The 12,203-nt window shown below is 53.9% G+C and carries 13 protein-coding genes; 2 read left to right on the plus strand and 11 right to left on the minus strand.

Annotation, left to right across the window (positions count from 1 at the left end; genetic code table 11):
• Positions 1-276 carry a DNA-directed RNA polymerase subunit omega gene (gene rpoZ, locus H7R58_RS00780; RefSeq protein WP_000135058.1) on the minus strand — a complete coding sequence of 92 codons (276 nt, stop codon included), beginning with the start codon at positions 274-276 and terminating at the stop codon, positions 1-3.
• A 54-nt stretch (positions 277-330) separates the two neighbouring features.
• Positions 331-954 (minus strand): guanylate kinase, encoded by a 624-nt coding sequence (gene gmk, locus H7R58_RS00785; RefSeq protein ID WP_106924947.1) that lies wholly within the window; start codon positions 952-954, stop codon positions 331-333.
• A 258-nt stretch (positions 955-1,212) separates the two neighbouring features.
• On the opposite strand from gmk, the gene ligB reads away from it, so the two are divergent.
• Entirely contained in the window at positions 1,213-2,889 is a 1,677-nt protein-coding gene (gene ligB / locus H7R58_RS00790; protein ID WP_182934559.1) for an NAD-dependent DNA ligase LigB, read from the plus strand.
• Here ligB and H7R58_RS00795 read toward each other — a convergent pair.
• The gene (locus H7R58_RS00795; protein ID WP_106924949.1) at positions 2,886-3,503 is read right to left on the minus strand and encodes a trimeric intracellular cation channel family protein; all 618 of its coding nucleotides are present in this window, start codon (positions 3,501-3,503) and stop codon (positions 2,886-2,888) included. The genes ligB and H7R58_RS00795 overlap by 4 nt on opposite strands.
• A 233-nt stretch (positions 3,504-3,736) precedes the next feature.
• Positions 3,737-5,470 carry a phosphoethanolamine transferase CptA gene (locus H7R58_RS00800; RefSeq protein ID WP_182929806.1) on the minus strand — a complete coding sequence of 578 codons (1,734 nt, stop codon included), beginning with the start codon at positions 5,468-5,470 and terminating at the stop codon, positions 3,737-3,739.
• Positions 5,471-5,977: 507 nt separating this feature from the next.
• On the opposite strand from H7R58_RS00800, the gene H7R58_RS00805 reads away from it, so the two are divergent.
• Positions 5,978-6,337: a hypothetical protein gene (locus H7R58_RS00805; protein ID WP_100126868.1), complete on the plus strand. Its 360-nt coding sequence runs from the start codon at positions 5,978-5,980 to the stop codon at positions 6,335-6,337.
• On the opposite strand, the gene H7R58_RS00810 is transcribed toward H7R58_RS00805, so the two are convergent.
• The 7 genes from H7R58_RS00810 to H7R58_RS00835 form a co-directional block, all read right to left on the minus strand.
• Positions 6,330-6,872 (minus strand): plasmid pRiA4b ORF-3 family protein, encoded by a 543-nt coding sequence (locus tag H7R58_RS00810; RefSeq protein WP_182934560.1) that lies wholly within the window; start codon positions 6,870-6,872, stop codon positions 6,330-6,332. The genes H7R58_RS00805 and H7R58_RS00810 overlap by 8 nt on opposite strands.
• 120 nt (positions 6,873-6,992) lie before the next feature.
• Positions 6,993-7,178 (minus strand): hypothetical protein, encoded by a 186-nt coding sequence (locus tag H7R58_RS25225; RefSeq protein WP_045350893.1) that lies wholly within the window; start codon positions 7,176-7,178, stop codon positions 6,993-6,995.
• 386 nt (positions 7,179-7,564) lie between these two features.
• Complete coding sequence (locus H7R58_RS00815) at positions 7,565-7,942, minus strand: hypothetical protein (protein ID WP_060682968.1); 378 nt, start codon at positions 7,940-7,942, stop codon at positions 7,565-7,567.
• A gap of 417 nt (positions 7,943-8,359) precedes the next feature.
• Complete coding sequence (locus H7R58_RS00820; protein WP_182934561.1) at positions 8,360-8,671, minus strand: PerC family transcriptional regulator; 312 nt, start codon at positions 8,669-8,671, stop codon at positions 8,360-8,362.
• Positions 8,672-8,682: 11 nt separating this feature from the next.
• On the minus strand, positions 8,683-9,144 hold the full coding sequence (locus tag H7R58_RS00825) for a single-stranded DNA-binding protein (RefSeq protein ID WP_182934562.1): 462 nt from the start codon (positions 9,142-9,144) through the stop codon (positions 8,683-8,685).
• Positions 9,141-9,443, minus strand: coding sequence for a hypothetical protein (locus tag H7R58_RS00830; protein WP_053092046.1), 303 nt, complete (start codon positions 9,441-9,443; stop codon positions 9,141-9,143). Before H7R58_RS00830 ends, H7R58_RS00825 begins: the two co-directional genes overlap by 4 nt.
• A gap of 317 nt (positions 9,444-9,760) precedes the next feature.
• Complete coding sequence (locus H7R58_RS00835) at positions 9,761-12,202, minus strand: toprim domain-containing protein (RefSeq protein WP_182934563.1); 2,442 nt, start codon at positions 12,200-12,202, stop codon at positions 9,761-9,763.
• Position 12,203: the final 1 nt, after the last annotated feature.

Genomic DNA, 12,203 nt, shown 5'->3' on the forward strand with positions numbered 1-12,203 from the left:
TTAACGACGACCTTCAGCAATAGCGGTAACAGCTTGTAATTCAGCGGCTTCCTGCTCTTGCTGTTCCTGGCGCTCGCGCACGTCGAGGATCTGGTTGTTGATCAGACCTTCTTCGATTTCGCGCAGTGCGATTACGGTGGTTTTATCGTTTTCTTCCGGTACCAGCGGATCTTTGCCGCCTACCTGCATCTGACGAGCGCGACGCGCGGCGACCAGTACCAGGTCAAAACGGTTACCAATTTTCTCTACAGCGTCCTGAACAGTTACGCGTGCCATACTTTAAATGCTCCACAGGTGAAGAAATGACTGGGCATGATACTGAAAGTGGGTTCAGTCTGCCAATAATTTGCTGATTAAAGCGTCATGTCGCTGCTTTTGGCGGCTCATACGCAGACGTTCAGCGCGAAGGATGGTCTTAAAATCACCCAGCGCGGTATCGAAATCATCATTGACGATAAGGTAATCATATTCCGCGTAATGGCTCATTTCTGCAACTGCCTGAGCCATACGTTTTGCGATGACTTCTTCGCTGTCCTGGCCACGGCCACGCAGGCGACGGTCCAGCTCAAGTTTAGACGGCGGCAGAATAAAGATGCTGCGCGCGCCCGGCATGCTTTTACGGATTTGCTGCGCGCCCTGCCAGTCGATGTCGAGGAAGACATCAACGCCGGTCGCCAGTACCTGCTCGATAGCCTGACGCGAGGTGCCGTAATAGTTGCCAAAAACTTCCGCGTGTTCCAGAAACGCACCTTCGCCAATCATCGAACGGAATTCGTCGTGATTAACAAAGAAATAGTGTTCACCGTGCACTTCACCCGGACGCGGCGCGCGCGTGGTATGTGAAACAGAAACCTGGGAGTCGTACAACGGTTGGGTTTTTAATAAAGCCTGAATCAGGCTGGATTTACCCGCGCCACTCGGGGCGGAAACAATATAGAGCGTGCCTTGAGCCATGGTGTGTCTTTTGTATGTGATTATCGAAAGAGAACTTACATACGGGCCTATTATACACGGTGGCGCTGCACGACGTAGCCTTTGTCACACTTTTTGCGCCAGTTTCTTTCATTTTGCGCGTTGCTTTCCTGAATTATCCCTGCGTTGCAGCAATAAACCCATTTTCTCTGAAGCCTGCTCGGAAAACGGCGCACGGACGCTCGCTCCCTGAAAACGGCTGCGCTACAAACGGCGCGTTCGTATCGACGGAGAACACATATGAAGCCATGGATTATGGGTCTGGTTATGCTGTTAATGGGACCGGCGCAGGCCGTCTGTCCCGCCTGGTCGCCCGCGCGAGCCGGGCAGGAAATCGCCCTGCTACAGGGGCAAATTGCGCGCTGGAACGAGGCATACTGGTGGCAAGGCGCCAGTGAGGTAAGCGACGACGTTTACGATCAGCTTGCGGCGCGTCTGGCGCAGTGGCAGCGCTGTTTTGGCGCAGGGCCACCGGAAAGCGGCACGCTATCGCCGTTGAACGGAACGCTGAGACACCCCGTTGCCCATACGGGCGTGCGTAAGCTGGCCGATGAGCGTGCGGTAAAGCAGTGGATGCAGGGTAAAACGGGGCTGTGGGTGCAGCCTAAGGTCGACGGCGTGGCGGTGACGCTGGTTTATCGCGATGGGCTGCTATATCAGGCCATCAGCCGGGGAGACGGTCTGGCGGGTGAGGACTGGACGCCGCAGGCCAGGCGTATCCCATCGTTACCGAAGCGGGTTCAAGGGGCGCTGGCAAACAGCGTTTTACAGGGCGAGATATTTTTACGCGCCGAAGGGCATGTGCAGCAACAAATGGGCGGGATGAACGCGCGCGCGAAGGTCGCCGGTTTGCTGATGCGCCGTGGGCAGGATACGCCACTTTCCATGCTGTCGCTGTTTATCTGGGCGTGGCCAGACGGCCCCACGGCGATGTCCGAGCGCCTGAGGTTGCTGGCCGAGTCCGGATTCGAACTAGCTCAGCGTTATTCTCATCCCCTTGCCCGCGCTCAGGACGCGGTGGACTGGCGTGCACGCTGGGTAACCACGCCGCTGCCGTTCGCTACCGACGGTATTGTACTGCGCACGGACAAAGAGCCGGCCGGCGTTCAATGGCAGCCCACAAAGGGGAGTTGGGTCGCGGCGTGGAAATACTCGCCGGTTGGCCAGGTCGCGCAGGTTAACGGCATCCGCTTTGCCATTGGGCGCAGCGGGAAAGTCTCGGTAGTGGCAACGCTGGAACCGGTGCTGCTGGATGATAAATGGGTACGGAGGGTGAATGTGGGTTCGGTATCGCGCTGGCGAGGCCTCGATTTCACCGTCGGCGATCAACTGCTGGTCAGTCTGGCCGGGCAGGGCATTCCACGGCTGGATCGCGTGGTCTGGCGCGGGCTGGATCGCACCAAACCCGAGCCGCCGACGGGGGAATATCATTCGCTAACCTGTTATTTCCTGACGGACAGCTGCCGAGCGCAGTTTCTCGCTCGCCTGGGCTGGCTGTCTTCTCCACAGGCGCTTAATTTCCCAGGGATGGGCGAGTCGGCATGGCGTCGGCTGATGATAGCGCAGCCGTTCAGCCACCTGTTTTCATGGCTTGAGCTGACGGTTGCGGAGCTCAAGGCGACGCCGGGAATGACGCCGGAACGTGCCGGTATGCTGTGGCACCGTTTTGATATGGCTCGTCGCCAGCCCTTTCGCCAGTGGGTGAGGGCGCTGGGTGTACCGTTGCCTGAGGCGGCGCTCAGGGCGTCTGGCGACGCCTCATGGCGGCAGCTCATCGCGCGGGATGAACTGAGCTGGCAAACGCTACCCGGCGTTGGCTGGGAGAAAGCGCGTAGCCTGGTGGCTTTTCTTCATCATCCCACCATCGTGTCGCTGGCGGCGAAACTGCGTGCGCTGGGCGTAGCGGGGTTTGATTAGTGTGGTTCGTGCCGGTAGTAAAATACCGGTAGGCCAAGACGTAATCTCAGCGCCAGCATACGGGCGGTAAAGCCGAACAGAAGCGTAGAAATCACCACCACGTCGTGGTTGCTGACATAATGCTGTAGCGCCACGTAGAGCACGGCGGCGGCGAAGGAAATGCCCGCATAGAGCTCTTTCTGGAACACCAGCGGGATACGCTTGCAGAACATATCGCGCAGTACGCCACCGAATACGCCGGTAACAACGGCGGCAATCACGGCGATAATCGGGCCTTCGCCCATATCCAGCGCGATTTGCGCCCCAATGATCGAAAAGACAATCAGCCCGACGGCGTCGAGCACCAGGAACAGGCGGCGCAGGTGCGGCATCACTGGCGCGACGATAGTGGTGAGCACCGCGGCGACGGCAACGATGATGATGTATTCAGGGTGTTGTACCCAGCCGAGCGGATAGTGCCCCAGCAGCATATCGCGTACCGACCCGCCGCCCAGAGCGGTGGCTGTGGCAATGATAATGACGCCAAACGTGTCCATGCGGCGACGTCCGGCAGCCAGTGCGCCGGTCATGGCTTCGGCGGTGATGCCAATCAAATAAAGGATATGCAGTAACATAGAGGCTCCCAAAATGAACGAGCGGAGAGTAGCGATTTGTGCGCTTGGTCACGATTGAGATTTTCTAAGGTGAGTTGATTTAGATTAGTAAAACTAATTTATGCTGGCTTAATTGGCGTTGTGGTATGGGGTTTTGTGTTCTTAGATGATGATTTTCATCATTAGAAAATATAAGTCTCCATTACGCCGGCGAGATGAAAAGGCCACTTCTGTTGAAGTGGCCTGAATGAAGATTACTGATTACCGGTTTGCTCGCCGTACGGCAGCTTGTCGTAATCCGTCAACGCTTTCTTGTTGTAAGGGTTGCCAATCCAGCGGGTGCTTTCTACAAATTGCGGGCTGGTCAGCGCGCGGGTTGGATCAAAACCGTCGTAGCTCAGACCGGCCAGATCGGACCAGGTGTGGATCAGCTCTGAACTGCTGTATTTGCGGTTGACGTCCTGTGAGAAATCACGCGGGTGCGCGGCATGCCACTTTTCTGATGTCCACAGCAGGAACGGAATGGTGTACATGTGGCGCGTAGGATCTTGCTCATTACGACCCTGCGTTTTATGCGGCGGCGTGTCGTAAACCTCTTCCCCGTGATCGGAGAAGTACAGCAGGAAGCCGTTTGGATCTGTCGCCTTGTAGTCCTTAATCAGGCTGGAAACGACAAAGTCATTATACAAGTTGGCGTTGTCGTAGTTGTTGTAGGTATCTTGCTGATCCTTACTCAACCCAGCCGGCATGCCGTCAGTTCGACCCGCGAACTTGTTCCAGCTTTCAGGGTAGCGGTACTCGTAGTTAATATGCGTGCCCAGCAGGTGAACGATAATAAACTTCTTCGGTGCCGGGTCGGCCAGTACCTGCTTGAACGGTGCCAGGACGTTGGTATCGTATTCGCGGGCGCTCTGGGTACGCTGCTGGTTCATGTAGAACTGCTGATCCGTCTGCCGTGAGAAGACCGTCAGCATGGTATTGCGCGAGGTCATCGTCTGCTGGTTGGTGATCCAGAAGGTCTTATAGCCCGCTTGTTTCATCAGGTTCATCAGCGACGGTTTAGTCAGGTACAGATCCGGGTTCTGCTCGTTAGCGAAGGTCAGTGCCTGTTGCAGAATCTCAATGGTATAAGGACGAGACGTCACGACGTCATTGAAGACTGTGAAGTTCGGATCTGATTTATGCAGCGCATCCAGCTCCGGCGTGGTTTCACGAGGATAGCCGTAAAGGCTCATATGGCCACGCTGTGTTGATTCGCCAATCACCAATACCAGCGTACGCGGCGCATCGCCGGTGCTGTCTTTTAAATTTTCCAGCGGCGGCAGAGCGTGGTTGTCGTTCAGCAACTGCGTCAGGCTATTCAACTGATGGCGATACTGATAGTAGCCGGTAATAAATTGCCACGGTGCAGCAGGTGCCAGACGCGTTGATACGCCGTCCAGAACGTCGGCAAGGGGCTTATCTTTCATCACGACCCCGTTAACAATGGGGTTCAGAATCAGACCATACACCAGTGCAAAGGAGACCAGCCAGCGCCAGGGCGTTGGGATGTACACCGGGCGCAGACGTGTCCAAAGCAAAATGGCAGCCGCCGTATACACCAGCGCAACCAGCACAATCTTGAGGCTGAAATACTGGCTGAAGAATTCTCCGGCTTCATTGGTGTTGGTTTCAAACATCACAAATAAAACGCTTTGCGAGAACTCCTGCCCATAAATGACGTAATAGCTGATTGCGGCAAGTGATGCGGCCCACAGTACGACGCCAATAACCGCACCAATAAGGCGGGTTTTATTCGGGAAGAGGAATACCGGCGCCAGCCATAACAGGCTAAAGAGAATGGAATCTCTCAGGCCGGTGGAACCGCTGTAGCCTGTGGCATAGATGACAACCTGTAAGGCGGTAGAAAAGAAGCAAAAATACAATACGGCCCAGCCAAGGGCTTTCCAACTGAAAGCTGGCGTACTCTGAGTAGTCGTGAATTGCATAAGTTTAACTTTATTTGCAGTAAAGGCGGCCAGTTTAGCGACCAATGCTTAAGATATAATTAGATCGATATCAGGGCGTAAAAACAGATAAGCCCATTATCTAAAGGGATAAAGGTGCGGCGAAATTATCTGAGCAATACCGTTCTGCAATATCGTATCTTTTCCATAATCGCCCTTCCTGGAAGGGTGGCTCATCATGCAATGACGGTGAAAAAAAAGAAACTACCTGATATAAAAATGCCCGCAACGTGGCGGGCATGGTGTTTCAGTTTAACCGTCTGCTTTTATTCGATATTGAATCTGTTTATTGAGTAGTGGCTTTAAATGCCCATGGTTACTGGATTTCATATAATGCGTTTTCTCAGTAGGTACACCCATGTGTACACGGCATTTTGAGGTGCTGCCTTTTACTGCTCATTTTATGCTCTTATGCTTGCTGTTCTGGCCTCTTATCTTTTGCGCCTTATTGTATGATACCTCTATCCCACAATAAGGAATCAGCCAGCCATGAGAATGACCAGCCGCAAAAAAGAGATACTCAGTTACTTTGAGCCGGATAGCCTCGATTGGGTGACGGGTGAGATTGGCGCTCCTCCGTTCGATGTGTCGGGCGTGGCGTACCTGCTTCACGGCATGGGGTCGTTCGATAAGCGCCACCAGCTCGAATCCACCCGGCGAACTCTTGAAAGCATGGTTGCCGGGGGGCTACTGGAACGTGTGACAGTGTATGAATCGCGGCAGGTAAAGCGTGGCGGTGAAACTAACGCAACGGTCGTGCGCTACGGTTTACCCGGTCAATGTGCCGTTGTGCGCGATAATGGCGGCGCTGATAACGCAATATCAGGCGAATATATGCGGGTCAGTTAAGAGCCTGCAATCTATCGTTGATGCTGCTCAGGTCGTAAACCCGGCGCTCAATATCCAGCATCAGGAAATTGTGGATCTCGGCCTGTTGAGGATTATCAGAATCTCTGGCCTGTAAGAGCAATTCATTGTATCCATGCAAGCCGCCTGAGTTTTCCGCCGGGGTGGTGCCTTTCCCACGCAGGCAGCTAATGGGCTGATTACTCGTATCGTGTGTTTGCTTCTCCAGCACAATGACGCAATCCCACCAGTCGCCAAAGTCATACGTGTAAACCAGCTTGTCACCATCATTCTGGATCGCCGCCCATAGTGGCGTGATTGCCGCATTACCCATGCTTTCATCCTCACCCCATACGCGATACTCGCTACCGGGATCACCTTTACGCCCTTTCTCGAACATATACAGGTGTTCGTCATTCCAGCCAAAAGCCAACTGGATCACCGCGTGAAGTTCACTAAAGGGGATTTGCTCTGGAACCAGCACACGCCGCCATATAGGTGGCTTGCTGTCTCGGATGGTTATCTTTAGCTGGTACATGCAAATCCTGAATAAATGCGAATCGGAAGGATAACGATACTGACGTACTCACAATTCTGTAAAGGTGAATAAAGGAAATTTGCTTAATACGCATAAGTTACATGTGGAATAATCCCATATCTACCTGCGCGGCGCTGGCTTCTTCCACTGGTAGGCAGGTGATCGCATCATTTCGCGGAATTTGTCACGCCGGGCTATATCGGCATTAACTGAGCGTTCTATCTCCCGTTGATCTGCCGGGGTTAGCTGGTGGCCTTCGTGCTCCAGTTTGGCGGTGGTCAATAAAGCTATTTCGCGTGGTGTCATACGTCATACCCATCTGGAAGGATGAAACACGCCCGGATTAAATTTTATTTTTCGCGGGTATAAACATTCGATGAGGCGGGCAGTCCTTAAGGCTCAGGGTTGCAGAGATTTGGCCTCCCCCTCCCGGTGATAGTTTATTGCTTGATGTGGACGGCTTGCTATATTGGCGGCGAATGCAAATTGTCGCAGAAGTCTATCCCGTTCCCTGACGCCCGTGCGGGCGTTTTGCTTTTACAGAGTCAGGCCAATGCCTCTGGCTGCTTTCCCCGTCTTACGCTCAATCACGCCCGTGATTCTGTCCACTACTGGCGCGGGTCTCGCCTCATATGGGCTTTGGTTCTGTCCTGAACAGTCCAGTATTTCAACATCGGTGACTATACGGATTGCTAACATGCGCCGCTTTTTTTAACCCTTCGCAGATCCCGCCTTGCTTGCATTGAAACGGATCTCGCTAAACTCAGCTCAAGCCGTGCGATTCTGTCGGCATGTAGCCCCATGAATCCGTTAATCAATGTCATCTCGCGCCATTCTTCTGTTCCCGGCGTCGGATTATTCGCCAGTAATAGCCCGTATCTCTCAGCCAGCATGAGGTTTCTTGCACGATTTCGCACCAGCGGAGAAAGCGCCTCGCCCCCCTCAAATGGGAAGAATGCCCGCCGACTGCGTTCGCCATGCTTGACGGCATTATTATTGCCCAATGGTGCGCCTGCGCCTTTCCGCTTGCCACCCCATCCCGATCTTGATTGTTGGCTATTTTTTTTCATTTAACGGCTCACTGTGCGCATTTTTGTGCGCAAAAACCTTAACAAACCCTAACAATACCTTAATAAAACTGTATATCTAACTTCCGCCATCTACTGCGAACGGATAGCGCCCAAGCCAGAAATATCAAGCCTCTCCACCATTTTGCGAATGCGCAATTCGCGCTTACAAATTACTGCGAATTCGCAATTTCTGTACGCAATGCCACCGTTAGCATTCGTCAGGTGGTACGCACGTTAAATGCGCAGTTTTGCCGCGTACCTGACTGCGTACTGCGAACCAGTGGCGCGAACCAGAATATTTTGGACAATCTAAATCACATTCTGGCTTCCAGCCCGCAACTGGCGCGGGTTTAGCGCTACGAGGGTTTAAGATCCGTCCAGGACAGTCCAGGATTTACATCCGTTCTGGTGCGAACGTTACTTCGAACCATCGCCCCCGCTGGTGGGCTGTCGTTGCTTCTTACCACCATTTAATCGGAAGGCATTGCCGTTTGGTTGCGCTATCCCCATGCGGTGTTGTGTCTCAGTGACTGCTTTATGCAGATCGCCGTAATCATCGGTTTTCACTGGTGGGCGCTTCACGTTCGTCAGACACGTATCACGGCGCTGCTTTACCCATTCCCGATCATCGTCCTCAGCACAAATCATCATGACTTCCTGCCAGCGTGTAGCTGCCCTGCGATACAGCCCCTTCGCTTCCAGAGCCTCGGCTTTGCTGTCCTTTACCATGCTTTTCTCCCTCAGAATGGCGCTTCATCGTCGAATGGCTGGCGCTGGTCAAAATCATCAGGGGTGTTATATATTTCCCATCCCGGCGCGGGTTGCGTGGTATGGCCTTTGTTGACTTCATTTTTGCTAGCTGACGCGCCACGCTTTCCGCCCGGCCTTGCTGTCCTCGCACTGATCACGCTGTCGGCTACTACCTGATACCCCTGCTGCGTTCCTCCATCCTTGCCCGTCCACTGATTGACCTGCATTGTTCCGGCAACACTGACTAAATCGCCTTTAACGTGTTCTGCCAGTGCGTCGGCCTGTTTGCCGAATGCCACCACGCCCAGCCAGAAAGTAACCTCTCCGCCCTCTACTGCATGGCAGGGGAGTGCCACCGCTAAACGCCCCATTGCCATGCTGGTTCCGCTGTTCGTCGTTCTGGTCTGGGGATCTGCCACCAGCCGCCCGTATGCTGAAATTTGTGCTGTCATAGATATTTCCTCATGTAGTCACTACCTCCGGGGCTAATTTTCATTTCTTCCCTTAAAGGCCACTGCTCCGCCATTGCTGCGGTCGAGTGATTCCCGTCATCACGTCCGGCCTGTGCTGCCGTCCAGTGTGTTGCATATTCTGTAAATCCAATTTCTGCTGGCTGCCTCATCCAGTGGGCGATCATCCTCAAGGTCATTTGCAGGCTTTGGGTGTCGCCCTGTAATGCGCGTTTGTCAGTAAACCCCTTCAATGCTTCACGCTCCTGATAGGTCATTTTCTGGCTGGTTTCTGTATTCATTGCCCACCTTCGTTTTAAGCTACCCCCCATAGAATCTTTTTGGGGGTGTAATATCCCTACCAATCCCTACTAACTGGCTCAGGCCACGAATGGCAAGGCTTTCAGACTGGTAGGCATTCAATTTTGTTGCCCTACATAACCCTACTTATCCCTACTAAATCACTTCAACGGCATTTTACTGCCTGTTTTATTTGGTAGGGATATGTAGGGATAAGTAGGGATAAAAATATATATCCCTACCTAGTTTAAATCCTTGCTACGTCTGGCCTCGTCTCGTTTTTAGTAGGGCAGTAGGGATAAGTGCTGCCGTAAAAGTTTCAATCATCACTCTGCCCGCTCTCCACACCGTAAGCACGGGGAATGAACTCCTCAGCCATCTCGTTATAGCCCACGTTGGTTTGCGCTCTGCCGTTAATGCTTCTCGTCAGGTAGCTGGCTCGGTACTCTTTTGCTGCTGATTTTATGGCGCGTGAAAACTTATTGACGGAAAGCGGTTTACCCAGACCGTGATACTCCATAAACGCCAGGTAAAGATGATAAAGATACGTCCTCGGCTCTGGCTGGCCTGCCCATGTACCTCCGCCCATCATCATGCCTTTGGGTTCGTTCATGAAAAAAAGTGCCGCACACATATCGATAACCGGATCTGTGCCGCGTTTAACGTCTAGCGCCTCCTGAGAATCGCGCTGCTCAAGTAATAGTGACTTTGCTTTGTTCTGGTCGGCAAAGGTGGTTAGCAGGTGGCGGATAATCACCGGGATTTCTCGCCTGATTTTTGCGGTTAAATCCGGGTCTTTGTCTGCGTCTGATACCGGGTTATTAAACGGGAATATCACGCGGCGGCGGGCAATGCCCCCGTTTCGCTCCGTGAATGTCATCGGCTCGTTATTGGTTGCCATAACAACGGCATTAAGCACGGTTGTGAACTGCTTTTCATATTTCCCATCAATCTCTACCGGATCGCCGCCCGTAATGGCCTTAATCCCCGCACCCTCTCCAACATAGCGGGTCTGGTCAGGCATAATAATCAGGCTTTTTCCTACGAACTGCGCCCGTCCCCGTGCGGTGTCCAGCGTCATCATGCTACCGCTGGCGGCGTTGTGTTCACCTGCCAGCGTGGTTGCTATGCTGCTGAATACGGATTTCCCACTGCCGCCCTCGCCAGTTACCTCAATGAATAGCTGCCAGTCGTGACGCTTCGCCAGCACCATAAACAAGGCTGCTTTGATACGCTCGGCCTTAAGATGGTCGCCAGCCGTTGCATGATTCAGCCAACGGGTAAAATTGGGGGCGCTGGTGGAAATATTCTCCCCCGGCGCTGGCGGGGTGTAGGTGATCCCATTGTGGTTCATCAGCCAGTTACCCGGCGAATGGGCGGAAAACGTCTGTGTGGCGAGATCATAAACACCGTTATCAAAACCAATCAGATCCCCGCGCCGCTCACCAATTACCGGGATTTGCAGTTTCATGGTTGCGACAACCGATTTAATCCCCTTTTCGGTGTAGTGGGCTTCGTGCTCGTCGAAAATTGCCACCATAACCCTTTCTAATTCGCTGTCTGGTAGCTTCACCCATACGCCAGACTCATAACAATAAACGCCGCCGCTCTCTGGATTGACTGCCAGCATATCCCAGCCTGAAGACAGTAACCGTGCTTTCTGGCTGGCTGCCATCTGTGAAATATCCCCGGACTCTGCGCTGCGGCGTTTCTTACCGCCCTCAATGGCCTGTAGCTGTGGTTTCACGGCTTCCCCCTGAATCTGGTACATCGAATCGTTAAACGCAGCCGTAGCGACTTCCAGCCCGTTTTGCTGGTGGTGGTCGTTCCAGTCGGCTTTATAGTCTGTCGGCGGCAGCGCCACCCATCCAGCCACGGATAAGGCGGCTTTCTCTGCGGCCTCCCTCCCTGTATTGGTTTCTCCGTTTTGGTGGTAGTCGTTGTCTGCGGCGATAATAATTTGCGCCTTCGGGTGTTTACGGCGCATCACTTCGGCAACGTGGATCAGGTTCCCGGCGTCAATTGCCGCCACTGTGAGCGCGTCAGGCCGCATCTGGTGAACGGACAGGGCGGTAGCCAGCCCCTCAGCAATAATCACCTCCTGCGGCTGTTCCGGTGCGTTTACGGCGTGATATGCCCCGCGCTTTGCCGAACCTGTCAGAAGTCGCTTTTCTCCCTGCGGGGTGATGGTCTGCGCGGCTGTGACTGCGCCGGATTCATCCACCAGCTCCAGCAATAACGAACCATCGGGCATTAGCGGGTAATTGAACCCGGTCAGCCCTTTTGATTGCAGGTAATCAGATTCGCCCTGTGTGACGTTCTGGCGCATTCCGGTATACAGACGGGCAAACGTAGCCCTTCGCTGCTCTGCGTCCTCTGCGGCCTGTTGCTGGCGCTCCTGCTCGCGCTGCTGGCGGTCAGCTTCCAGTTGCTCCCTTCTCTGGCTCGCTGCCGTCTGGTCGGTTTCCGCTGCCCGGTAATCAATACCCAGCACATCAGCGGCAAGCCTCGCCGCCTCCGTGGTGTCGCAGTTGTTAACCCTCTTGATTAAATCCAGCCCGTCGCCCGCGCCGCACTGGTTACAGATAAAGCTGCCGCGCCCGTTATCATCGAACCGGAAGCGATCCGTACCGCCACATGCAGGGCAGGGGGCATGACGGCGTGATGAATCAGGCACGTCGATAGACAGGCCAGCCAGCACATAAGGCCAGTTACCAGCGGCGGCGGTGGTCACTTCGCGGATAAGGTCGATATTACGCATT

Origin of the sequence: Klebsiella sp. WP4-W18-ESBL-05 (assembly GCF_014169075.1) — a bacterium.
GTDB classification, from domain to species: Bacteria; Pseudomonadota; Gammaproteobacteria; order Enterobacterales; family Enterobacteriaceae; genus Kluyvera; species Kluyvera ascorbata_B.

Excerpts from the sequence above, each read along its gene's own strand:
- H7R58_RS00805 (WP_100126868.1), top strand. The coding sequence starts at position 5,978 with ATGAGAATGACCAGCCGCAAAAAAGAGATACTCAGTTACTTTGAGCCG.
- H7R58_RS00815 (WP_060682968.1), bottom strand. The coding sequence starts at position 7,942 with ATGAAAAAAAATAGCCAACAATCAAGATCGGGATGGGGTGGCAAGCGG.
- rpoZ (WP_000135058.1), bottom strand. The coding sequence starts at position 276 with ATGGCACGCGTAACTGTTCAGGACGCTGTAGAGAAAATTGGTAACCGT.
- H7R58_RS00820 (WP_182934561.1), bottom strand. The coding sequence starts at position 8,671 with ATGGTAAAGGACAGCAAAGCCGAGGCTCTGGAAGCGAAGGGGCTGTAT.
- H7R58_RS00795 (WP_106924949.1), bottom strand. The coding sequence starts at position 3,503 with ATGTTACTGCATATCCTTTATTTGATTGGCATCACCGCCGAAGCCATG.
- gmk (WP_106924947.1), bottom strand. The coding sequence starts at position 954 with ATGGCTCAAGGCACGCTCTATATTGTTTCCGCCCCGAGTGGCGCGGGT.
- H7R58_RS00800 (WP_182929806.1), bottom strand. The coding sequence starts at position 5,470 with ATGCAATTCACGACTACTCAGAGTACGCCAGCTTTCAGTTGGAAAGCC.
- H7R58_RS00825 (WP_182934562.1), bottom strand. The coding sequence starts at position 9,144 with ATGACAGCACAAATTTCAGCATACGGGCGGCTGGTGGCAGATCCCCAG.
- ligB (WP_182934559.1), top strand. The coding sequence starts at position 1,213 with ATGAAGCCATGGATTATGGGTCTGGTTATGCTGTTAATGGGACCGGCG.
- H7R58_RS25225 (WP_045350893.1), bottom strand. The coding sequence starts at position 7,178 with ATGACACCACGCGAAATAGCTTTATTGACCACCGCCAAACTGGAGCAC.
- H7R58_RS00810 (WP_182934560.1), bottom strand. The coding sequence starts at position 6,872 with ATGTACCAGCTAAAGATAACCATCCGAGACAGCAAGCCACCTATATGG.
- H7R58_RS00835 (WP_182934563.1), bottom strand. The coding sequence starts at position 12,202 with ATGCGTAATATCGACCTTATCCGCGAAGTGACCACCGCCGCCGCTGGT.
- H7R58_RS00830 (WP_053092046.1), bottom strand. The coding sequence starts at position 9,443 with ATGAATACAGAAACCAGCCAGAAAATGACCTATCAGGAGCGTGAAGCA.